Annotated in this window: 22 protein-coding genes; 11 read left to right on the top strand and 11 right to left on the bottom strand. The window is 50.6% G+C overall.

Annotated features, from left to right (window positions below):
- Window positions 1-12 precede the first annotated feature (12 nt).
- Window positions 13-333, bottom strand: a complete 321-nt coding sequence (gene clpS / locus RFN81_RS07405; protein ID WP_264498467.1) for an ATP-dependent Clp protease adapter ClpS — start codon at window positions 331-333, stop codon at window positions 13-15.
- 520 nt (window positions 334-853) lie between these two features.
- Here clpS and cspD point away from each other — a divergent pair.
- Window positions 854-1,075: a cold shock-like protein CspD gene (cspD, locus tag RFN81_RS07400; protein WP_264498466.1), complete on the top strand. Its 222-nt coding sequence runs from the start codon at window positions 854-856 to the stop codon at window positions 1,073-1,075.
- A 165-nt stretch (window positions 1,076-1,240) separates the two neighbouring features.
- On the opposite strand, the gene RFN81_RS07395 is transcribed toward cspD, so the two are convergent.
- The gene (locus tag RFN81_RS07395) at window positions 1,241-2,902 is read right to left on the bottom strand and encodes an ATP-dependent endonuclease (protein ID WP_264498465.1); all 1,662 of its coding nucleotides are present in this window, start codon (window positions 2,900-2,902) and stop codon (window positions 1,241-1,243) included.
- Window positions 2,903-3,332: 430 nt separating this feature from the next.
- On the opposite strand from RFN81_RS07395, the gene hcp reads away from it, so the two are divergent.
- From hcp to RFN81_RS07380, 3 genes are all read left to right on the top strand, one after another.
- Window positions 3,333-4,985, top strand: coding sequence for a hydroxylamine reductase (gene hcp / locus RFN81_RS07390; RefSeq protein WP_264498464.1), 1,653 nt, complete (start codon window positions 3,333-3,335; stop codon window positions 4,983-4,985).
- A gap of 139 nt (window positions 4,986-5,124) precedes the next feature.
- Entirely contained in the window at window positions 5,125-6,132 is a 1,008-nt protein-coding gene (gene hcr / locus RFN81_RS07385; protein ID WP_264498463.1) for an NADH oxidoreductase, read from the top strand.
- Window positions 6,133-6,434: 302 nt separating this feature from the next.
- Window positions 6,435-7,871, top strand: a complete 1,437-nt coding sequence (locus RFN81_RS07380; protein ID WP_264498462.1) for an SDR family oxidoreductase — start codon at window positions 6,435-6,437, stop codon at window positions 7,869-7,871.
- Here the strand turns inward: RFN81_RS07380 and RFN81_RS07375 are convergent.
- The gene (locus RFN81_RS07375) at window positions 7,868-8,695 is read right to left on the bottom strand and encodes an N-acetylmuramoyl-L-alanine amidase (protein WP_319800203.1); all 828 of its coding nucleotides are present in this window, start codon (window positions 8,693-8,695) and stop codon (window positions 7,868-7,870) included. The genes RFN81_RS07380 and RFN81_RS07375 overlap by 4 nt on opposite strands.
- Window positions 8,696-9,022: 327 nt before the next feature.
- Between RFN81_RS07375 and artP the strand changes: the two genes are divergently transcribed.
- From artP to artJ (RFN81_RS07350), 5 genes are all read left to right on the top strand, one after another.
- A complete protein-coding gene (gene artP, locus RFN81_RS07370; RefSeq protein WP_319800194.1) occupies window positions 9,023-9,751 on the top strand; it encodes an arginine ABC transporter ATP-binding protein ArtP in 729 nt (242 codons plus the stop codon).
- 20 nt (window positions 9,752-9,771) lie between these two features.
- Window positions 9,772-10,503 (top strand): arginine ABC transporter substrate-binding protein, encoded by a 732-nt coding sequence (gene artJ / locus RFN81_RS07365; protein WP_264498460.1) that lies wholly within the window; start codon window positions 9,772-9,774, stop codon window positions 10,501-10,503.
- 11 nt (window positions 10,504-10,514) lie between these two features.
- Window positions 10,515-11,231 carry an arginine ABC transporter permease ArtQ gene (gene artQ, locus RFN81_RS07360; RefSeq protein WP_264498459.1) on the top strand — a complete coding sequence of 239 codons (717 nt, stop codon included), beginning with the start codon at window positions 10,515-10,517 and terminating at the stop codon, window positions 11,229-11,231.
- The gene (gene artM / locus RFN81_RS07355; protein WP_264498458.1) at window positions 11,231-11,899 is read left to right on the top strand and encodes an arginine ABC transporter permease ArtM; all 669 of its coding nucleotides are present in this window, start codon (window positions 11,231-11,233) and stop codon (window positions 11,897-11,899) included. Before artQ ends, artM begins: the two co-directional genes overlap by 1 nt.
- Before the next feature lie 66 nt (window positions 11,900-11,965).
- Entirely contained in the window at window positions 11,966-12,697 is a 732-nt protein-coding gene (artJ, locus tag RFN81_RS07350; protein ID WP_264498457.1) for an arginine ABC transporter substrate-binding protein, read from the top strand.
- Between the two features lie 250 nt (window positions 12,698-12,947).
- Here artJ (RFN81_RS07350) and rlmC read toward each other — a convergent pair whose 3' ends face one another.
- The 7 genes from rlmC to RFN81_RS07315 all read right to left on the bottom strand — a co-directional run bounded on the left by rlmC (window position 12,948) and on the right by RFN81_RS07315 (window position 20,038).
- Entirely contained in the window at window positions 12,948-14,078 is a 1,131-nt protein-coding gene (gene rlmC, locus RFN81_RS07345; RefSeq protein WP_264498456.1) for a 23S rRNA (uracil(747)-C(5))-methyltransferase RlmC, read from the bottom strand.
- 97 nt (window positions 14,079-14,175) lie between these two features.
- On the bottom strand, window positions 14,176-14,637 hold the full coding sequence (locus tag RFN81_RS07340; RefSeq protein WP_264498455.1) for a YbjO family protein: 462 nt from the start codon (window positions 14,635-14,637) through the stop codon (window positions 14,176-14,178).
- A 157-nt stretch (window positions 14,638-14,794) separates the two neighbouring features.
- The gene (potI, locus tag RFN81_RS07335) at window positions 14,795-15,640 is read right to left on the bottom strand and encodes a putrescine ABC transporter permease PotI (RefSeq protein ID WP_264498454.1); all 846 of its coding nucleotides are present in this window, start codon (window positions 15,638-15,640) and stop codon (window positions 14,795-14,797) included.
- Window positions 15,637-16,602, bottom strand: coding sequence for a putrescine ABC transporter permease PotH (potH, locus tag RFN81_RS07330; protein WP_264498453.1), 966 nt, complete (start codon window positions 16,600-16,602; stop codon window positions 15,637-15,639). Before potH ends, potI begins: the two co-directional genes overlap by 4 nt.
- Window positions 16,603-16,616: 14 nt before the next feature.
- A complete protein-coding gene (gene potG / locus RFN81_RS07325) occupies window positions 16,617-17,750 on the bottom strand; it encodes a putrescine ABC transporter ATP-binding subunit PotG (RefSeq protein WP_264498902.1) in 1,134 nt (377 codons plus the stop codon).
- A 206-nt stretch (window positions 17,751-17,956) separates the two neighbouring features.
- On the bottom strand, window positions 17,957-19,066 hold the full coding sequence (gene potF, locus RFN81_RS07320) for a spermidine/putrescine ABC transporter substrate-binding protein PotF (protein ID WP_264498452.1): 1,110 nt from the start codon (window positions 19,064-19,066) through the stop codon (window positions 17,957-17,959).
- Window positions 19,067-19,558: 492 nt separating this feature from the next.
- Window positions 19,559-20,038, bottom strand: a complete 480-nt coding sequence (locus tag RFN81_RS07315; RefSeq protein WP_264498901.1) for a YbjN domain-containing protein — start codon at window positions 20,036-20,038, stop codon at window positions 19,559-19,561.
- 624 nt (window positions 20,039-20,662) lie between these two features.
- Here RFN81_RS07315 and RFN81_RS07310 point away from each other — a divergent pair.
- Window positions 20,663-20,929 carry a GrxA family glutaredoxin gene (locus tag RFN81_RS07310; RefSeq protein WP_264498451.1) on the top strand — a complete coding sequence of 89 codons (267 nt, stop codon included), beginning with the start codon at window positions 20,663-20,665 and terminating at the stop codon, window positions 20,927-20,929.
- A 58-nt stretch (window positions 20,930-20,987) separates the two neighbouring features.
- On the opposite strand, the gene RFN81_RS07305 is transcribed toward RFN81_RS07310, so the two are convergent.
- A complete protein-coding gene (locus RFN81_RS07305) occupies window positions 20,988-21,359 on the bottom strand; it encodes an inner membrane protein YbjM (RefSeq protein WP_264498450.1) in 372 nt (123 codons plus the stop codon).
- A gap of 367 nt (window positions 21,360-21,726) precedes the next feature.
- Between RFN81_RS07305 and RFN81_RS07300 the strand changes: the two genes are divergently transcribed.
- Entirely contained in the window at window positions 21,727-23,415 is a 1,689-nt protein-coding gene (locus tag RFN81_RS07300) for an aspartate:alanine antiporter (RefSeq protein ID WP_264498449.1), read from the top strand.
- Window positions 23,416-23,614 lie beyond the last annotated feature (199 nt).

Raw genomic sequence — 23,614 nt, 5'->3', positions numbered from 1 at the left:
AATCGCCTGACTTCAGGCTCTTTCCAGCGTACAGAGCAGCGGATGCTCGTTTTCTCTGGCATAACGATTAACCTGTACAACCTTAGTTTCAGCCACTTCAGCGCTGAATACGCCACAAATCGCTTTACCCTGATAATGCACAGTTAACATAAGCTGTGTGGCACGTTCAATATCATAAGAAAAGAACTTTTGCAGTACGTCAATAACAAATTCCATCGGGGTGTAATCATCGTTATTCAACACGACGTTATACATCGATGGCGGCTGCAATTTTTCTTTCTGTTTATCAGCGGTCTGGTTCTCGGATTGTGACCACGTACTGTTGTTTCCCATTATCTATCCACATCATGTAACAAACATCGCGGCCATCGCAGCTACGACATAAGTCTGTTGATTGCTAAACACATCAAGCGGCAGGCAGTACATGCTCGCGACTTGAAATATGACAGATATCCCTGCATTAACAGTAACACGTCTGCTTTTTATTTTACCACCTGAGGAATGAAATGGTTCCTGATACACAAAATTCAAGCTCAATGACCAATAACGTATCGACGCAACACGTTCGTGCGTTCATCAATACCGTGGTTCATCAATAATGTTATCGGCATCAAATTTTAACAAACTCCTCCTCAAACCTTGCGGCGTGACGCTTGACGCTGGGATCGATTTCTCTAAAGTGTAACTGTGGATTGATGGAGTTTTAATCAGTTCATATTCATCGTAACCCAATAACTATGCCTTAATAACTATGCCTTAATAAATAACTATGCCTTAACAACTATGTCTTAATAACGACGCCTTAATAACCACATCTTAACGAAAAGAAGATTCTTGCGAAGGATGCTGATGCATGGAGACAGGTACTGTTAAATGGTTCAATAACGCCAAAGGGTTTGGTTTTATCTGTCCAGCGGGAGGGGGAGACGATATCTTCGCGCACTACTCGACCATTCAGATGGAGGGTTACCGCACGTTGAAAGCGGGACAAACTGTCAAGTTCGATGTTCATCAAGGGCCGAAAGGCAATCATGCTTGCCTGATTATACCCTACGATGCTGAAGCGACAGCCTAACCGCCTAACCTTTTATATCTTCGTGTAAAACACTAACCGCGCGAAATCAATACCATGCAAAAATACCGTTCAGTATATCGAGCGGTATTTTTTATGCCGCGCCATCACTTATAGCCTATCCCAGTAGGCATCATTGGCAAGTAAATGGCCCAATGGGACAGGGTCTTAATCCGCGCGCCCGCGAGCCAGCCACAGAACACGTGAAAACATGTTACGAATGAGCAGCGGAATGGCCTCTCGGCCCCTGACGGCGGCGTCCATCGCCACATCAATCGCCAGGTCGGGCTTGGAAGAACGCTGAATCGCCTTAATAATGATTTTGTGCATGGAAAGCGGTACCTTTTCCGGCAACTGCGCTGTGCGATGATAAACGTGGCTAAACCCTTCGCGATACATATAGTGCTCCATATCTGCCGCGGGCAAAACGGTCAAATGATCGCGTTCACTCTCTCCTTGTTCTGCCAATAGGCTTTTCGCCGTCGCGGCATATTTTTTCCCCGCGTCGTCACCATCGACCAGCACATGCCATTCAATCCCCATCCGATGCGCAAATCTCAGCAATGGTCGTAGCCCGGATTGGGCAAATTCAATCACTTTTACGCCTTCTGCCGCAAAGTGATGCCCGCATTGACGCGCGAATTCATTCAGCATCCACACCTCGGTTTCCCCTTCTACCAATAGCCAACAGCGGGCGAACAAAGCAGAAGGACGGTTCATCCGAATGTGAAATGCAATACGTCGGCTGTCTTCCGCACTCATGCCCTGGCGACCAATGCGGTATGTCGCCACCCGAGAAGATTCTCGCACCAGTCGGCATACCTGCTCGATAGGCACCAGCGATAAGAGTTCTCCCGAATTGGTTGTCGTCACCTTCTGGAGCGGTAACTGCGCCAGCAGCCCCCACGCCACAGATAGCATAATCGGGTGCAACCGGGTTTCCGGATCTTCCACCAATAAGAGCGGGCGAGCATGTGGATCTAAGGTTACCGCCCCTTTTGCCTGTAACAATGTAGAAAAAAGCGCTAATAGAATAATCCGGCGACTACGACTCTTGGGGTCGGCAATCAATCGGTTGATATTGTCCAGCGCGCGCCACGCTTTCCCATTATGCGCCCGTGCGCGGCGATGGTGTAGGTCGGAGCCTGCGGCATTTTGTTCAGAAAAATAGTGCTCCAGGAGTTGGCGCATCGCCACCAGCCCCTGACGCAACGCGTTATCCGTCAAGTTTTGCGGATTACGCGCTAACTCACGCACCAGTTGCTCGAATTGTCTGGCAAGCTTTTCATTGTTGTCACCTAACGTCGCCGCTAGCTCCCCGGAACGCATGTGGCGCATAAAACGCGCATCGCGTAAGCGTAACACGGGATGCAGGCGGATAATTTCTCGCGCCAATGCATCGATATCTTTTAATGGCAACGGGTGCCCATCCGCATCCAAAAAACTACGCCAGGTGAAGACGGACTGGCTGTCATCCACCTCGCCTTCCAGTCGATAAAAAATGCGATAACACGACGCCTCCCCTTTCACCCATACGGGGCTGAGTGAACGATAGCGGGGGGATAAATGGTGTCCCGGCGCAATCTCACAAAACGTAAAAATGACTTGAAGGTGATTTTCCCGACGCGCCTCATCGCCTGGGGTAAAATGAAAATCATGGCTAGTAAAGTGATACAACGGCAACATTGGCGACAAGAGCAGAGAAAGCGCATCCAACAGGCTGGATTTCCCCCAGGCATTCTCACCAAGCAGTACGTTATTCTCATCCAGTGTCAGCGATAGACGATTAATTCCCCGAAACCCCAGGATTTCAATATTTTCCAAATACATCTTTCTCTCCTGTAGCCGTGACCTGCGTGTTTCTTATGTCAGCATACCTGACATTCAGACAGACAATCCGTTACCCGCTTTGGCATGTGTTTCATTTTAATCAATTATTACTTCCTTGCCGTCACTATCTCGCAACCTGGTTAGCCTGCGTTTAGTCCATCCTCACATAACGTCGGCTAGCGCCATCGCATATGACCCATCATCAAGGCCAGCTCACCATACCGTTGTCCGCCTTTCCTCGCTGTAGCCACCGGACCTGAGATTTTCCCGTTTAACGCACCGTGATTGAGAGTGATTTTCATTGCGTACCAGCAAAATTGCGCTAAATCAAACTTACCTAATGTTGCCATAAAAAAGCCTTCTTACCTGCCTCGGACAACATTATGCTTTAAACAAGCATTTTAAATGCAACTTAAAAAAGGAAGGCATTATGTTTTGTGTGCAATGTGAACAAACGATTCGTACCCCGGTTGGAAACGGCTGCTCTTACGCACAGGGCATGTGCGGTAAAACCGCAGAAACATCCGATCTGCAAGACCTCCTGGTCGCTGTATTACAAGGGCTTTCTGCCTGGGCATTAAAGGCACGCGAGTTGGGGATCATCGATCACGATGTCGACAGTTTTGCGCCTCGCGCTTTCTTCTCGACCCTGACCAATGTGAATTTCGATTCCCAGCGCATTATCGGCTACGCGCAGGAAGCGGTCGCACTGCGAGACGCATTGGCAGTGCGTTGTCGCCAACAGGATCCCGCCGTGACCGTCGATCATCCAATGGCCGCGCTGCAACTGGCAGGCAATGATATTCCAACTTTACTGCAACAGGCGGCAGACTTCGCACTGGACAGCGATAAAGCCAGCGTAGGCGACGACGTGCATGGGTTACGTATGCTCAACCTCTATGGCCTGAAAGGCGCGGCGGCTTATATGGAGCACGCCCATGTGCTCGGCCAATATGACGAGGCTATCTACGCTGAATATCATGCTTTTATGGCATGGCTGGGCACCTACCCTACGGACGTTGAGACGTTGCTAAACAACGCCATGGGCATCGGTAAAATGAACTTTACCGTGATGGCAATTCTCGATCGCGGAGAAACCAGCGCTTACGGTAACCCACAACCCACCGCCGTAAACGTGCGACCGGTCGCAGGTAAAGCAATTCTGATTTCCGGCCACGACCTGAAAGATTTGCGTATGCTGTTGGAGCAAACCGACGGCACCGGCGTTAATGTCTATACCCACGGCGAGATGCTGCCGGCGCACGGTTATCCTGAACTGAAAAAATTCAAGCACCTGGTGGGCAACTACGGCAGCGGCTGGCAAAACCAGCAAACCGAGTTTGCTAAATTTCCCGGCCCAATTGTGATGACGTCTAACTGCATCATCGATCCTAACGTGGGTAACTACGGCGATCGTATCTGGACACGCAGCATCGTGGGCTGGCCGGGTGTGAACCATCTTGCCGGTGATGATTTCAGTCCGGTTATCGAACAGGCCCAGCGTCTCGCCGGCTTCCCGTACAGCGAAATTGAACACCTGATCACCGTCGGTTTTGGGCGGGAAACGCTGCTGAGCGCCGCCGATACCGTGATCGATCTGGTTGCACAGAAAAAATTGCGCCATGTTTTCCTGGTGGGCGGGTGCGACGGTAGCCGCGCGGAACGCAGCTATTTCACCGACTTCACACTCCATGTCCCGAAAGATTGCCTGATCATGACGTTGGCATGCGGGAAATACCGTTTCAACAAGTTGGACTTCGGGACGCTAGAAGGCCTGCCACGGCTGCTGGATGTCGGTCAATGCAATGACGCCTATTCTGCGATCATTCTAGCCGTGAAACTGGCGGAAAAATTGGGCTGCGGCGTAAACGATTTACCGTTGAGTCTGGTGTTATCCTGGTTTGAACAAAAAGCGATTGTCATTTTGCTCACTCTGCTCTCTCTCGGCGTGAAGAACATTTACACCGGTCCAACGGCGCCTGGGTTCCTAACGGATAATCTGCTGGCCATTCTGAATGAGAAATTTGGATTGCGGACGATTACCACCGTAGAACAAGACATGGGGACGATTCTGGCCGCTTAAGGCTTATCTGGTCGCCTGATGTCTGCCTGACCGTTTGATGCATTAAAACGGGCGAGGTCATCCATCACCCCTATGAAGAGGAATGACCTCTCAAAGGCGCTCTTGGACGCCGCCTGCCCGTGTCTTTTGGAGAGAAACAATGACGATGCCGACACCGCTTTGCCCTAACCGCATGCAGGTGCATTCGATTACTCAAGAAACGCCGGATGTCTGGACGATTTCACTGGTTAACCATGATTTTTACCCGTATCAGCCGGGCCAACACGCGTTAATCAGCATTGCTAATAGCGCAGAGACACTTCGAGCGTATACGATCTCTTCCTCACCGGGTCTTAGCCGCTTTATTACCTTTACGGTCAGAAGGCTGGACGATGGGGTCGGTTCACGCTGGCTGACGCAAACACTAAAAGTCGGCGATTATCTCTGGGTGTCCGACGCGCAGGGTGAATTCACCTGCACACACGTTGTCAGCGAGCGCTATCTAATGGCGGCGGCCGGCTGCGGCGTTACACCTATTATGTCGATGTGCCGCTGGTTACTGGCAAACCAACCGCAAACCGATATCCAGGTTATTTTCAACGTGCGCAATCCACAACAGGTTATTTTTGCCAATGAATGGCAAGATCTGGTAGAGCGCTATCCACAGCGGCTACACCTGACGTTGATAGCGGAATTTGACGCGGCGCCCGGTTTCTTATCTGGGAGAATCAGCGGCGATCTGCTCGCCAAGCGCGTACCCGATATTGCCGAGCGCACGGTCATGACCTGTGGCCCAGCGCCGTACATGGCCCAGATCGAAACCCTGAGTCAGCAGCTTGGCGTCGCCCCAAACCGTATCTTTAAAGAGCAGTTCCGACCAACCGGTAACACGGTGGATGACGATGCCGATCGGCTGACATTGACTATACGTCGCCCGCTGAAAAATCTGCGTGTTCCCGTAGGCATCAGCCTGCTGGCTGCGCTGGAGGACAATAAAATACCGGTGCTCGCCGCCTGTCGCGCCGGTGTCTGCGGCAGTTGTAAAACCCGCGTGCTATCCGGCGATTACACCACGACCAGTACCATGACGCTGACGCCGGAAGAGATCGAACAAGGCTACGTTCTGGCCTGTAGCTGCCAGCTGCATGGCGATACCGTTTTAGCCTGACAATGCTCCGATTCATCCACTCCCGATCGTTAGCCCCCGTTATCGGGCTAACGTTAATGCTCCAGTGTGTGAATGATGGATATTTAAGTATGGATTGAGGCAAAACACGGTGATGCGGTTCCCACCAGGATGCCGCACACCGTGGTCTCCCCGGTTTCGCTATCCTTAAACGATCGGCATTCCTGATTATTATTCGCTTTGCACTATCCCCCGACCCCAACATTATTTGCAGTCGATTTATTTAGGATGGATTTACTTAGGCTATAGTAAGCCATCGTTTTTTTGCTGTGGAACCCTGACACATGGCACCTCCCTCAGCCCCAATCCTCATTCTGGGCGCAACTGGTTATATTGGTCGGCATCTCACTGAACGGTTAAGTCAGCAGGGCAAACAGGTTATTGCGGCTGGCCGTAATATTGAGTATCTGGCTTCGCGGCATTGGCCTGGGGTCGAGTGCCAACGGGTTGACCTCACTCACCCCAATAGCCTCCCCGAGGGTCTGTGGGGCGCGGAAACCGTCTATTATTTAGTACATAGCATGGGGGACGGCGCAGATTTTGTTGCCAAAGAGCGGATGGCGGCAACAAACCTATTACTGGCGCTGGCAGGCAGTCGCGTGAAACAGATTATCTATCTGGGGGCGCTTCAGGCAAAACAGGATACCTCGCCGCACATGCAAGCCCGCCAGATAACCGGTGATATCCTGCGCCATAGCCATATTCCCGTTACGGAATTACGCGCGGGCATTATTATCGGCGCAGGTTCGGCGGCGTTCGAAATCATGCGTGATATGGTTTATAACCTGCCCGTACTCACACCACCGCGTTGGGTGCGTTCTAAATCATCGCCCATCGCGCTGGAAAACTTACTCGTTTATCTGATCGAAATCGCGCGGCATCCCGCTACGGTACACCGCATCATGGATGCCGCTGGCCCTGAATATATCAGCTATCAGACCATGTTCGAGCGTTTCATCCAGATCAGTGGCAAACGTAGATTGCTGGTTCCGATTCCGATGCCGACGCATCTGGTATCAGTATGGTTTTTACATTGGATCACTTCAGTTCCGCCATCCACGGCCCATGCTCTCATCCAGGGGCTTAAACATGATTTACAGGCTGATGGGAGTGAACTGCAGGCATTAATACCGCAAAAACTGATGCGCTTTGATGACGCCGTGCGCCTCACGCTGCAAAGTGAAATGGACAGCGTTCAGCAGGCCGACTGGGGCGACGACAGCGAGGTTCGCGCACGTTGGAAACCGAATTATGGCTTTTACCCCAAACAGGCCGGACATTCGATAGAAACCCCAGCCTCCAGTCAGGCGCTCTGGCGCGTAATCCAACAGATCGGGGGCAAAGAAGGATATTTCTACGCCAATACGCTGTGGGCTATTCGTGCACGCCTCGACGATCTTTGTGGTAACGGCGTCACCTATGGACGCCCCGCGCGCCCGACGCTGGAAGTGGGTGACAAGATTGACGGCTGGAAGGTTATCTCGCTCAAACCACAACGTCAGTTGGTGCTGCTATTCGGCATGAAAGCGCCGGGGCTGGGGAAACTCAACTTTACTATCACGGACAAAGGCACGCACCGAACCGTGGACGTCCGCGCCCGCTGGCACCCTTCCGGGTTCAATGGGCTGGTCTACTGGTTCCTAATGATGCCCGCTCATCTGTTTATCTTCCGTGGCATGGCCGCGCGCATCGCGAAATTGGCAGAGAGGGAAGCGGTTTAGCGGCTACCGTATTTCTCCAGCAGCGCGTCGACAATCGCTTCACTCTGCGCATCTGGCTGCCCTTGATAGTTCTCCGGGCGGAAATGCATCTGGAAAGCGACGATCACCTGCCGCTTCTCACGCGCGGTCATCGCGTCCTGCACGGAATAGCCATAGCGCCCCAATTTTTCCAGCAGAACCGCTTCATCCACCGGCTGCAACGGTAAACGCCCGTTCAAATAGAACGCTACCCGCTGCGCATCCGGCCAGGCTCCCACTCCCGCTTGCGCAAGCGCTTTCCAAGGAAAGAGCGGCCCAGGGTCCTGTTTACGCTGTGGAGCGATATCGCTGTGCGCCACCACGTTCTGCGGCGCAATCTGATAGCGATCGACGATATCACGCGCGATCTCGGTCACAAGATGGATTTGCGACACGGTAAACGGCGCCCAGGTATAGCCTGTTAGCGTGCGCCGATAACCCGCGTTTTCCAGTTCGATCCCAATCGAAGAAAGATTTAACCGACTAAATCCGCGCCAGCTGCTCGCACCTGCATGCCAGGCAGCTTGAGATTCCGGCACCAGTTGCCAGGCAAGCGGTTTCCCCTGCCGCATCGGCGGATGTGCGGGAATAAGATAATGGGCACTAACATGCTCGTCCGTCAAAATATTCAATGAGGTGGCAAAATCTTCTGCCGTGTAGTGAATCACCAAAAAGCGGATACGAGGTTCCTGCGCACGTGATGGCAATGAGGTGTCGAGTGCATAATGACGCTCCGCTTTCAACATCGACAGCGACTGGCACCCCGTCAACAGCGCCAGCGTGATGCATAACAGCCATTTCATCATCGCTACTCTATTGATAACGCTATTATTTCGATTACGTTTGCTCATGATTCTGCTTTCATTATCGCCATCTTAGCAAGATGTCACGCACGATTATTGCGCGCCCATTAACGGCAGTGACTAGCCCGCGGTCACCTTTCCTACGTGCGCCAAGTTCAGTGAAGGCTCGGCTTGCAGCCGTTCACCCAGAGGATACGCAGGTCTACACACTATTTTGTGCTATTATTTAAGCAATAAATCGCCTATTGGCAAATTTTAACCCACGGTGATTGCATAACTATTCTGCCGACGTTAACATTCGCCGCATCAATGTCTATTCAATTCTTTCGCATGAGTATTCAACTAAACGGCATTAACTGTTTCTATGGCACCTTCCAGGCGCTCTCTGATATCACCCTCGATTGTCCCGCAGGGGAAACGCTGGTGCTTCTGGGCCCCAGCGGGGCAGGAAAGAGTTCCCTGATACGCGTGCTGAATTTATTAGAAATGCCGCGTTCCGGCACGCTTTCTATCGTCGATAACCAGTTTGATTTTCAGCATACGCCATCTGATAGTGCAATCCGCGAATTGCGTCAGAACGTAGGGATGGTGTTCCAGCAATACCATTTATGGCCACATCTGACCGTGGTGCAGAATTTGATTGAGGCGCCTTGCCGAGTATTAGGTCTGAGCAAAGAGGACGCCAGAGCACGGGCCGATAAACTGCTGCTACGCCTACGTCTCAACGATTTTGCTAATCGCTACCCCCTTCATCTGTCCGGTGGGCAACAACAGCGTGTTGCCATTGCACGAGCGCTAATGATGGAACCTCAAGTTCTGCTTTTTGATGAGCCAACCGCGGCGTTGGATCCCGAAATTACCGCACAGGTTGTTAATATTATTCGTGAATTGGCGCAAACCGGCATTACGCAGGTTATCGTGACTCACGAAGTTGAATTTGCTCGAAAAACAGCCAGCCGAATCGTCTACATGGAAAACGGTCGCATCGTTGAGCAAGGGGATGCGACGCACTTCACCCAGCCGCAGACGCCTGAATTCGCGAGTTATTTGTCACATTAATTACTATCAGGATCACGATAATGAAAAAATTAATTGTTGCCGCCTTATTCGCCGTTGGCGCCGCTTCGGCCCACGCCGCCGATACTATCCGTTTCGCGACCGAAGCCTCCTATCCTCCGTTTGAGTTTGTCGATGCCAACAACCAGATTCAGGGGTTTGATATCGATCTGGCCAACGCGTTGTGCAAAGAAATGCAGGCAACCTGCACCTTCAGCAATCAGGCTTTCGACAGCCTGATCCCCGGCCTGAAATTCCGTCGTTTTGAAGCGGTTATTGCCGGTATGGATATCACTCCGGAACGCCAGCAGCAGGTTTCCTTTACACAACCCTATTACGATAACTCCGCGCTGTTTATTGCTCAGAAAGGAAAAATAGCGGATATCGCCGCGCTGAAAGGCAAGCGTGTCGGCGTACAGAACGGGACAACGCATCAGAAATACCTGATGGAACAACAAAGCGATATTAAAACAGTGCCTTACGATAGCTACCAGAATGCCGTGTTGGATTTGAAAAATGGCCGTTTGGATGCCGTCTTTGGTGACACTGCCGTAGTGAATGAATGGCTGAAGCAGAACGAAACGCTGGCTTCCGTTGGTCAAAATATCACGGATAAAAACTACTTTGGTGTCGGCTTGGGCATTGCCGTCCGTCAGAATAACGATGCGTTGCTGAAGAAATTCAACGATGCGCTTAACAAGATTAAGCAAGATGGCACCTACGCAACCCTCTATAAAAAATGGTTTCAGCAGTAATCTGACAATAAATGATTGAATTTCAACCTCTCGCAAGCGCCGCTGGTATGACCGTCGGCCTTGCCATTTGTGCGCTGGTACTCGGGCTCGCTCTGGCGATGCTGTTTGCCGTTTGGGAAACCGTTCGCTGGAAAGCGGTGCGTTGGGCTGGCACCGCTGTTGTCACTCTGTTACGCGGCTTGCCAGAGATTCTGGTCGTACTATTTATCTACTTCGGCTCCTCCCAACTGCTGATGATGCTGGCGGATGGCTTCACGCTGAACCTTTTCATCGTGCAGATTCCAGTAAAACTGGAAATTGGCATGTTTGAAATCAGCCCCTTTCTCTGTGGCGTGATTGCCCTGGCGCTACTGTATGCCGCCTACGCATCACAAACGTTACGCGGCGCACTGAAAGCCGTGCCGCAAGGGCAATGGGAATCCGGTCAGGCGTTGGGACTGGGTAAATCCGCGATCTTCTTCCGCTTGATTATGCCGCAGATGTGGCGTCACGCCCTGCCGGGGTTAGGTAATCAGTGGTTGGCATTGCTGAAAGATACCGCGTTGGTTTCACTGATTAGCGTTAATGATTTGATGCTGCAGACCAAAAGTATTGCCACGCGGACGCAAGAACCCTTTACCTGGTACGTTATCGCAGCGGCAATCTACCTCGTTATTACGCTGTTAAGTCAGTATGTGCTGAAACGCATTGAACTGCGCACCACGCGTTTTGAGCGGAGGCCTTCCTGATGCTCGCTTATATACCTGAGCTGTTAAAAGGCCTGCAAACCAGCCTGACCTTGACTGCCGTGTCGATCGTCGTGGCACTGGCGTTGTCACTGCTGTTGACCATTGTACTGACGCTAAAAACGCCGGTTATCTCCCTGTTGGCGAAGGGCTACATTACGCTGTTCACCGGTACGCCGCTGCTGGTGCAAATTTTCCTGATCTACTACGGCCCCGGACAGTTCACCGCTATTCAACAGATCCCCTGGCTGTGGCACCTGCTTTCACAACCGTGGCTATGCGCGATGGTGGCGCTGGCGCTCAATAGCGCAGCTTACACGACGCAACTTTTCTATGGCGCGGTAAAAGCGATTCCCGCCGGACAATGGCAATCCTGCGCGGCTTTGGGCATGAACCAGAGGCAGACGTTACGCATTTTGCTCCCCTTCGCCTTTAAGCGCGCGCTTTCTTCTTATTCCAATGAAGTGGTGTTGGTGTTTAAGAGTACGTCGTTGGCTTACACCATCACGCTGATGGAAGTCATGGGCTACAGCCAATTGATGTATGGCCGCACCTATGACGTGATGGTGTTTGGCGCCGCGGGGATTATCTATCTCTGTGTCAACGGGCTACTGACGCTATTAATGCGTTGGGTCGAGCGTCGAGCACTGGTTTTTGAGCGCCGTAACTGATCCTTACCGTTTCGATAGCGCTCCGCGCCGCCATATCACACAAAAAAATAAGACAGGAGTTGGTCAATGAAAAAATTAATGCTTGCTACGTTATTAGCCGGGATCGCTTTCAGCGCCACGGCTGCAGACACCATTCGTTTTGCGTCTTCAGCCACTTATCCACCATTCGAATCGCTAAATGCCAGTAATGAAATCGTTGGTTTCGATATGGATCTGGCAAAAGCACTGTGTAAACAAATGCAGGCGACCTGCACGTTCACCAATCAGGCATTTGACAGCTTGATTCCAGCGTTAAAATTCCGCCGTTATGACGCGGTGATTTCCGGTATGGACATCACGCCAGAACGCAGTAAACAAGTCGCGTTCACGCAGCCCTACTATGCCAACTCAGCCATCGTCATCGCGCAAAAAGGTAAGTTTAACGATTTCGCCGCGATGAAGGGTAAACGTATTGGTATGGAAAATGGCACAACGCACCAGAAATATATGCACGACAAACACCCAGAAGTACAAACCGTCTCTTACGATAGCTATCAGAATGCGGTATTGGATCTGAAAAATGGTCGTATCGATGGCGTGTTCGGTGATACCGCGGTTGTCAACGAATGGATTAAGACCAACCCTGAACTGGCAACGGTGGGGGAACATATCACAGACGCAGAATACTTCGGCACAGGGTTGGGCATCGCGGTGCGCCCTGATAACACAGCGCTGCTGGAGAAACTCAATAAAGCGCTGGACGCCATCAAAGCGGACGGCACATACAAGGCCATCAACGACAAGTGGTTCCCGCAATAAAGTTCGTCTACGCGGTGTGAATGCACCGCGTTAAGTTGTTGATAACGCGCGTAGAGCGGTGATAATGGTTAGCTCTAAATACGTCGCTGTACGCTCGGATTGCGCCATCCATGGCGCAAACGGTTTACTCTTCTATTCCATTATCACCGTTCTCGTTCCGCAGATGGTTTTATCAATACGGTTCTACGCTTCCACTTTTTACGCCTACGGTAGCAACCCTCACAAAAAACGTAGATATCCTGATGCTTTCCTATATTTCCCGCTTCAATAACGTCAGCACTTCGTAATGTGCTGTGTGTGGGAACATGTCGAATAGCTGAACGCGCAGTACACGGTAATTCGCCAGTTCCGCCATATCTTTTGTCATGCTTTCCGCATTACAGCTGGAGTAGAGAATATAGTCCGGTGCCATACGGCTCAAGTAAGCGCACAGTTCGCTGCCGATACCGCGGCGCGGGGGGTTGACTAGCACCAGCTCGGGAATGTCCGTCTTACCTATCGCGAACTGCGTTGAATCCAACGCCTGAAACGCTACCTGTTTTAGCCCCAACTGTTCCGCCGAGCGACGAGCACAGACTATCGCTTCAGCGCTGATTTCAATCCCGGTTAAACGCATGTTAGGTGATGCGCAGTGCAGGCCAAACCCTCCCACACCACAAAATAGATCCCACATATGGCTAATGTTCAATTCGGCGACCCAGTCGCGCGCTGTTGCATACAGCGCTGCCGCCACCTGTGGATTCGTCTGGAAAAAACTTTGCGGGCGGATATACAACGGCACCTGGTTGAACTGTTCGGCCAGCGCAGTAATATCGCTCAGGATAATCTCCGTTTTCCCCTCCATTATCGCCTGATGAACGGGTTGGATGTTGGCGGAAATCACTTCAAGCTGAGGCAATTGCTGCTGTAACCAAGGTAATTCGGCGCGCAGTTGGGGTAACTTGGCTTCCGATCGCAAGACAAAGCGCAACATAAACGTACCGCATTGTGTACTTTCGGTCAGCAGTAGGTATTTCAATTCGCCACGACGGCGCGCCACGTGATATGGCGTCAGCCCTGCCCTGGCGATAAAAACCTTAAGGACAGCGAAAACCGGCGAAAAGCTGGGCGGATAAAGCGGGCAATCACAGAGATCCGCCGCGGTGCCATCACGGTGTAATATTCCTAGTAATGGGCGTTCTACGCTGCCGCTCACCACCATTTTGGCTTTATTGCGACATGCCGATGGTGCAGAAGGTTGCGCGGGCAACCAGCACTGCACAGCATGCGGTTTCAGCAGACCTTCAAGATGCTGCTGCTTGTCAGATAACTGTTGCGGATAGGCTTTTTCCAGCCATTGGCAGGAACGGCAGGTTCCCATACGATAGTGAGCACAATGCATAATAATCTAACAGGTAAAAAATTTGGCAGATTATATCACCCTGCAAACTTGGCCCCGCGATCTTTCGATTCACCGTTCCGTTATCCCTCCGGGACAGTTAAGAAACCTGTTTCCGAGGCTGAAAAAAGCGTTTGCTGCGCCGCGGTAGAAATAGCAAAACCATGACCAAAAGATCAGGAACCTTTTGTAATAAAATCTGATGCAGTATGGCCAAGCTACTCTCGCCTGAAATATGGAATATCGCAGGAAGCGCTGCGCCTCGCGACGTTAGCAGTAGGTAAGATACCGCGACGATCTGACAGCCCACATAGCCCCAACGCCCCCAGTTCAGGCCAGTTAACACGGCAAAACCACAGCGAACCTCAACGCCGATGATCACAAGTGACAGCAGCACGATTAACGTCGAATCCCAAGCGTACGTATTACTGTTAATCCAAGCGCTTAAACCGTTGAACCCCAGTTCCCACGTGAGCAGCGCGAGCCCTAAAAAACGGGTCGCAATAATTGCAATACCTGCCACCATGACTGGCACCGGGGCATAAACATGGCGTGGCTTCACGACCTTCTTCTCGCCCCCAATCTGCACCCTCCCCATCGCACGATATTTACCCTTCTCGCCGCCGCGCTAAAACACAATATCAAAATAAAATATTGCCCATACCCAGGCGGCGCGGCCAACATCATCGCGTGACAGCGCGTTACCTCGAGAAGCTGTATCAGCCGCGCCGCGCTTTTTGCATATCACGATAGCGTTGCTTCTCTGCTCTCGCCATAAACCACCAGGCAATAAATCCAATAATACCGACAATCAACAGTATCAAAGACGCCAAGGCGTTAATCTGTGGATTAACGCCCATTCGCACACTGGAAAAGACCAGCATGGGCAACGTCGTCGAGCCAGGCCCAGCCACAAAACTGGCGATAACCAGATCGTCCAGAGAGAGCGTAAACGCCAGCAACCAGCCGGAAAACAGCGCGGGCGCAATCATAGGCACCGTAATAATGAAGAAAACTTTCAGTGGATTTGCCCCCAGATCCATCGCGGCTTCCTCAATTGAGCGATCGAGTTCACGTAGGCGGGCGCCGATCACCACGGTGACATACGCCGTACAGAACGTGACATGCGCCAGCCAAATAGTGAACATTCCTCTCTCCGCAGGCCACCCAATGGCATGCCCTAAAGAGACAAAGAGCAGTAGAAGGGACAAACCGGTAATCACATCGGGCATCACCAGTGGGGCCGTTAGCATAAAAGCGAACCCATTCGAGCCCCGAAAACGACCAAATCGCACCATGACCACGGCGGCGATTGTCCCCAGGATGACCGCCATCGTAGCCGAGGCGGCGGCAATCGTCAGGCTAAGAAGCACCGCACCGATCATGGCCGAATTATGGAACAGCTCGACATACCAACGAGCCGACCAACCGGCCCAGACGGTAACCAGTTTGGAACTGTTAAACGAGTAGATCACCAGCATGAGCATGGGTGCATAGAGAAACGTAAAACACAGCACTAGAATTGCTATCCGCCACGGCGATCGCACCACAGGTAGATTATTCACGCCTCTCCCTCCACCGTTTTATTCTGGTGTTTGTGGAACCAAATTATCGGCATAATCAATAACAGAAGCATGATAACTGCCACGGCAGACGCCACCGGCCAGTCACGGTTATTAAAGAATTCCTGCCACAAAATGCGGCCAATCATGATGCTGTCCGGCCCGCCGAGCAGTTCTGGAATGACATATTCCCCCACCGCAGGAATGAAAACCAACATCGAACCGGCAATAATTCCGCCCTTCGTTAAAGGAACTATTATGCTGAAGAAGGTTTTCAACGGGCGAGCGCCCAAATCCAGCGAAGCTTCAACCAACGAATAATCCAGCCGCATGAGCGCGGTGTAAATCGGCAGCACCATAAAGGGGAGATAGGAATACACGACACCAATATATACCGCCAAATTGGTGTGCAAGATAATGAGTGGTTCATCAATCACCCCTAACCACAGCAGGAAGTTATTCAGAATACCGTTGTTTTTCAGAATGCCCATCCAGGCATAAACACGAATCAGGAAAGAGGTCCATGATGGAAGGATAACCAGTAATAACAATATATTACGTGTTGACGGTTTACTGTGGGCCACCGCCCACGCCAGCGGGTAGCCGATAAGCAGACAACACAGCGTCGACACGCCAGCCACCTGAAGCGATTGCAGATAGGCATCGAAATAAAGTGGGTCGTCTAACAAATGTAGGTAGTTGCCAAGATTTAGAGTAATACCAAGCCTGTCATCCATCCAGGAAACCAGATCGGTATAAGGCGGGATTGCCCGCGCCATTTCTGCCAGGCTGATTTTGAACACGATCAGGAATGGCAGCATAAACAGCAGGAGCAGCCACAAATACGGCAGCGCGATGACCAGCTTACGTCCGTGTTTCTGACGCCAGTGCGCCATCAGCACACGTAGCCAGAGTCTGGCTCTGCCCGATGGTTCTGCCGCGTTATGTTCGGGAAATAAAGTCATGACATTCTTCCTCGCTACACCGTCAGAACCACACAACTATCCGCATCCCAACACAGTCGGACCTCATCTCCCCAGGTCGGCGTGCCCTTACGATAGCGGTAAGCGTTTTGTAATTGCGCGCTAATGATCTGCCCGCTATTGAGTCTGACATGGTAAATCGACAGGTCACCCAAATAAGCAATATGCACAACTTCGCCCACCGCAAAATTGCAGCCGTCATCCGGCACGACTTCGCTCAACATGATTTTCTCGGGCCGCAACGCGATGAAGACGGGAACGCCATCCACAACCGAGACATCAGTATCTACCTTCAATGGGTGTACTAACCCAGGGCTGTTAATGATCAGCGCGTCGTCCCGGCGCTCTTGCAATACCCCTTCAAACATATTAACCGACCCGATGAACTCCGCGCTGAATCGGGTGTTCGGATGCTCATAAATCTCTTCCGGCTCACCAATCTGTACAAATTTACCGCGGTTCATAATGGCAATGCGTCCGGCCATGGTCATCGCTTCTTCCTGATCGTGCGTGACCATCACGCAAGTGACGCCCACGCGCTCCAGAATATCGACAACTTCGAGCTGCATACGGTCGCGCAACTTCTTGTCCAGCGCGCCCATCGGTTCATCCAACAGCAGCAGCTTAGGGCGCTTTGCTAAACTGCGCGCCAGCGCGACACGTTGACGCTGACCGCCGGAAAGCTGATGTGGTTTACGATTGGCGAATTCCTGCATATGGACCAGCGACAGCATTTCTTCCACACGATCTTTGATTTCCGCACGCGGAAGTTTGTCCTGCTTTAAGCCAAATGCGATATTTTTTTCCACCGTCATGTGCGGAAATAATGCATACGACTGGAACATCATATTGATAGGGCGCTGATAAGGCGGCACCAATGATAAATCCTGACCGTCCAGCACAATCTGCCCCTGAGTAGGGAGTTCGAACCCCGCTAGCATACGCAGCAGCGTGGATTTTCCACAACCTGAAGCACCTAGCAGGGCAAAAATTTCACCTTTATAAATCGTCAGGCTGACGTCATCGACGGCGGCCTGACCGTCAAACGACTTTGTCAGGTTACGCACTTCCAATAGCGGCGTGACCGCTTTTTGCGGTTTTAATTGAGGGCGGGGGATCGCGATATTCACGTTGCATTGCTCTCCGGCAACAACAGAAGAAATCACACCGCTGGCAGCGCCCTTAAGCACTATTCGTCTTCAGCGATGAGACATAACATAGGTGCGCGAACAGGCAGCATCGCCGCCTGTTCCGCATCACATTTACGCCCGTCCACTCTCCAGTTACCCAAACCAGCAACTTTCAAGCGATAGAGCAGTCATTCAGATCCCAGAGCCTATATACCGCTCTTGACCTTCGTCCACGCACGGGTGCGTGTTCGGTCAATCTGAGGTGATTGCACCTTAAGCGTAAATAATTTAGCGCGGACATCCGCCGGAGGATAGACGCCGGGATTATTACGAATATCTTCATTGACCAACGGCAGGGAGGCCAAATTACCACTCGCGTAATAGACATGGTTGCTGATGTCAGCCATCACTTCCGGTTTCATCAGATAATCGAGAAATGCATAGGCTTCATCCAGATTTTTGGCATCTTTCGGAATGGCGAGGACATCAAAAAACGCCAGCGCCCCTTCTTTTGGAATACTGTACTGGATATTTACACCGTTTTTCGCTTCTTTCGCACGATTGCCCGCCTGCAAAATATCACCGGCCCACCCTACTGCGACGCAAATATCACCGTTGGCCAGATCGTTGATATACTGTGATGAATGGAAATAACGAATATTCGGACGCAGTTTTAGCAGTAGATCGGTGGCTGACGTCGTGTAATCACCCGGTTTAGTACTGTTCGGATCTTTCCCCTGATAGTTCAGCACGGTGGCAAAGATCTCTTCTGGAGCGTCCAGAAATGATACGCCGCAACTTTTTAGTTTTTCCAGATTTTCCGGCTTCAATACCAGATCCCAACTGTCAACGGGCGCATCGGCACCCAGCGCGGCTTTCACTTTATCCACGTTATAACCGATGCCGGTTGTCGCCCACAGGTAAGGTAACGCGTATTTATTCCCCGGATCGTGCTGCGCGATCAACTTCATCAGTTCGGGATCCAGATTTTTGTAGTTCGGTAGTTTACTCCGGTCTAGCGGCTGGAAAACGCCCGCGGTGAGTTGCCGTTCCAGAAAACTGGCCGAGGGCACAACCAGATCGAACCCTGTACTGCCCGCCATGAGCTTGCCTTCCAACACTTCGTTGGAGTCAAACACGTCATAGACAACCTTAATGCCAGTTTCTTTTTGGAAATTGGCTAACGTGTTCGGTGCAATATAATCGGACCAGTTATAAATATGCAGCGTTTTCTCTTCCGCAGATGCGGTGACGGACGCGGCCATCAACAAGCCGGCAACAACACCCGATAGCCATTTTTTACGTTGGGTGAACATCCGTTCCTTCCTCCATTCAAGGGGGTGATTCGTGAGAGTGAACATTCCCGTCATCTTTAGTTGCCTGCAGTTGCCTGCGCGTTGGCTTCGTCTACCCACTTGACTCGCTTACCGGGATAAGCGCATCTTGGTATCCTCGCCAGCAACTCAAATGACGTAAAGTCTGTGTATCGTCCGATACGCAATATATCCTGCCGCGTACGCCAATCGATGAATGAGTATGCACCGATTATTATTCGCTCCGACACGGAAATCGCTCTGGTTCAGCGGTCCGTGTCTTACAGAAATAAAGCATAACCCCACAACATCGCGGGCACCATACTCGAACGTAAAAAGAGGTTTTAACGATTATTTATTCACTTTTTTTCGCTGTGATTAAGGTGTTTAGCATTAAACAAAGTGAAATATATGGCAATAATGCGAAACAACCAGAATAAATGGCGGTAAAGGGGAAATAAGTAAAACCAATTGCTGCCGTTGGCAGCAACCGTATCAATGCAGATGTGAAGTAGTAACGCTGATAGCAGAGCCCTCTTCTTCCTCGCCAATAAACAGCAGATTGTTGGCGCCAGCCTCAAGGATCACCATCGAAACCTGTTCCTCTGACTGCTGCATAAAATGTCTAAACTGTTCTAACGTCATACCGGCGGCCACGCTGAAGGACTGACAGACAATCAGTTTCGGTAGGTTATCGTCCTGAATATCGATAAACGCTTTGACGGTTAACGAACTGGCATTAATCTGACTGAGTTCTCCGACGAGCGGAATTAACGCACTGGGCTTCACTTCGGCCAGAGCGGAAAACAGAATGACGTTATCTACCAAATCAACTTTCGCATCAAACACGCCGTCAAAATTCTGCATATGAGGAAGATGGAGCGCCTGACAGGAATCGCATTCAAAATAAAGAATATTCAGTTGATCCAGCCACCGCCGTAGCATAGCCAAATCCGGGACGATGAGTGAATCCATCATGTGTGCCTCATACCTATTGCTGTAAAACTGCATTGTTGAAAGGAATCACCGCCCACGGTGGGCGATGTTAAAATGTAAACACCGTTAAAAACGCCCCATAGCTTACGGAATAAGGCGTATTGATGCCATGATAAAAAGCGCTTTCGTCGTTCGCTTTCCCGCTGTCACATAGCACCATTGCATAATATCCTACACCGATGAGAATGCTGTATTTTACGGCAACGCCTCAGATCCTGAAAGTCCACACACGATGATCCCTCAATACTATGATCATGGCTGATACATCATCCTCATGAAGTGAAGCAGGTGTGTTTTTTTCAGTGATTAGGGCTGCACATCTGTGATTTAGTGGGCGGCTGCCCGCACGCAAAGCGCAACGACAAGTTCGTCACCAAATGGGCTCGGTGACAGTGACTCACGTCGGTTTCCCTCGTAATGTCATCAGCCAATCGCTGCAACAGGCAATGACTACTTTTTTTCATCACTGAATACGGGCATAGTAGAACGATGTACAGATAACCTTATTAACCATAGCGTTTTCAGCGGTGGTTATGTCGGTGACAAATCTCATGCTACGCGTTTCAAGAACGAAAGCATTTTCTAATTTACAAAGGAGTTTACATGTTTGCTGTCATTTTCGGGCGCCCTGGTTGCCCTTATTGTGTTCGCGCGAAAGAATTAGCGGAAAAGCTGACTGAGCAGCGTGATGACTTTCGTTTTCGCTATGTCGACATCTATGCGGAAGGGATCTCGAAAGAGGACTTATCTAAGACAGTAGGTAAACCTGTTGAAACCGTACCGCAAATTTTCCTTGATGAAAAACACATCGGCGGTTGCACCGATTTTGAAGCCTATGCTAAAGAGCACCTGGCGCTGTTTCAGTCATAATAATATATCCCAAACAATGGCGCGGCATCAGTCCGCGCTTTTTCATGACCGCAGCTCCTCAGCGTAGATAGCGCCGATATAGACGCCGTAAACACAGTACGCCCAGCGCACCAAGCACACACCAAAAGACCGCGCTCATCACATAGGCTAACTCTTGCCAGAAAGACCGCATCGGTGACGTCCAGAAATGAAGCATTAATAAACAGACGGGCATCGCGGTCAGTGCGCCAAACAGCGGGTAGATCAGACGGCCTCGCGCGGAAAGGCAGCATGCCACTACGCCGGGCAACAAAAAAAGCAGCATCTCTGGGCTACCGCGCAGCTCAATATTCGTCTCAACATCCGATACCGCAATCTTTTGACTCAGAAACACTGCGATAAACAAGAGGAAGCAGCAGGCTGCACCGACCCACTTTCTCATTCTTGTCATCCCTCCTCTCCTCTGACTATGTTTGCGTGTATTGATCCGTTGCCGAAAAAATGCGGTAAGGTGAAAATGATGAGTGCCTCTATTCCCTGAAGTCGATAACATCAAACCTCGTGACGTTTTATTCAACGCACAGGTTCTCCGTAGGAGAAGGTAAATGGCGGTATTTCCTCAACGAGGGCACCATAATTAATAAACAAGACAATAATTACGCTGAACAATTTTTATCGAATAAATTATACTGAATCAGGCTGAGTCCTTCTGTCGGTGTGCTTTTACACCATTACGGAAACGCCTGCCTGCAAGGTTAAATTTAGCCTTTATAGTGAATAACATCAAGCACTTACTAGTAAACAACAAGTTGCATTCTATGAATATAAACGTCGCTGATTTGTTAAACGGGAATTACATTCTACTGTTATTCGTCGTGCTTTCATTAGGACTCTGTTTAGGGAAATTACGTCTTGGGCCTGTACAACTCGGTAATTCTATTGGCGTTTTAGTCGTTTCTTTATTTCTGGGTCAACAACATTTTTCGATCAATACAGAGGCTCTAAGTCTCGGTTTTATGTTATTTATTTTTTGTGTGGGGATAGAAGCCGGCCCAAATTTCTTTTCTATTTTTTTCCGCGATGGGAAAAACTATTTCATGCTGGCGCTGGTGATGGTCGGCAGCGCGATGTTACTGGCCTTAGGTTTAGGTAAGGTATTTGGCTGGGGAATTGGCCTGACAGCAGGCATGCTGGCTGGCTCGATGACATCGACGCCAGTGTTGGTCGGCGCGGGCGACACACTGCGCAATACCGCCAGTTTAGGTGGGCAGCTTGGTATCGAACAAGATCATCTGAGTCTGGGTTATGCGCTAACGTATCTGGTTGGCTTGGTCAGCCTCATTTTTGGCGCGCGTTATCTCCCCAAATTCCAGCATCAAGATTTGCCCACTAGCGCGCAGCAGATCGCTCGCGAACGCGGGCTTGATACAGATAGCCAAAGGAAAGTGTATCTACCGGTCATTCGTGCTTATCGTGTCGGGCCGGAGCTGGTCGCCTGGGCGGACGGCAAGAATTTGCGTGAGCTCGGCATTTATCGTCAGACTGGCTGTTACATTGAGCGTATTCGACGCAATGGTATCCTCGCCATTCCCGATGGCGACGCCGTTTTACAAATCGGCGACGAAATTGCGCTCGTCGGCTACCCCGATTCACACTCTCGCCTGAACTCCAATTTTCGTGATGGCAAGGAAGTCTTCGATCGCGACCTGCTGGATATGCGTATCGTAACGGAAGAAATCGTCGTCAAGAATCATAACGCCGTCGGTAAGCGTCTAAGTCAACTAAAGCTAACCGATCACGGCTGTTTTCTTAACCGTATTGTTCGCAGCCAAATTGAAATGCCGATTGATGATAGCGTGGTATTGAATAAAGGGGATGTCTTGCAGGTTAGTGGCGATGCCCGTCGGGTAAAAAGTATTGCAGATAAAATCGGATTTATTTCCATTCATAGTCAGGTTACCGATCTGCTAGCCTTCTGCGCTTTTTTTGTTATCGGCGTCGTTATCGGATTGATCACAATCCAATTTAGCAACTTCACCTTTGGTATTGGTAACGCGGCAGGATTACTGTTCGCCGGTATTATGCTGGGATTCCTGCGCGCTAACCACCCGACATTCGGATATATTCCTCAGGGTGCGCTAAATATGGTCAAGGAATTCGGACTGATGGTCTTTATGGCAGGTGTTGGACTCAGTGCGGGTAGCACAATCAATAGCAGTTTGGGAGACGTGGGCATCCAAATGTTAATCGCTGGGCTCATCGTAAGCCTTCTGCCGGTAGTAATTTGTTTTTTGTTTGGTGCCTATGTGCTGAAAATGAATCGAGCGCTTCTCTTTGGCGCTATTATGGGCGCACGCACCTGTGCGCCCGCCATGGAGATCATCAGCGACACCGCTCGCAGCAATATTCCCGCTCTCGGATACGCGGGCACCTATGCCATTGCTAATGTGTTGCTCACCTTAGCGGGGTCACTCATTGTCATTATCTGGCCCGAATTGCCTTGGTAAATAAGAATGTAAAAAATCGTCAAGTTTTTGCCAATCACTGAGAACTTTCTTTCTGCCATAGAGTCTGATGAATTGCCACTGCTTTTCTTTGACTCTCCGTTATTGAGGAACCCGTCGTTCTCGCCATTTTAAAGAACGATGGGTATTTTCTTGCCCGCCGCGCCATCTAAGGTTATACGTTTTACGACCTTTCAGTTAT

Source organism: Pectobacterium cacticida (assembly GCF_036885195.1).
GTDB classification, from domain to species: Bacteria; Pseudomonadota; Gammaproteobacteria; order Enterobacterales; family Enterobacteriaceae; genus Pectobacterium; species Pectobacterium cacticida.
Note: the sequence above shows the minus strand (reverse complement) of the source record. Positions and strands in the feature narration are given on the sequence as shown.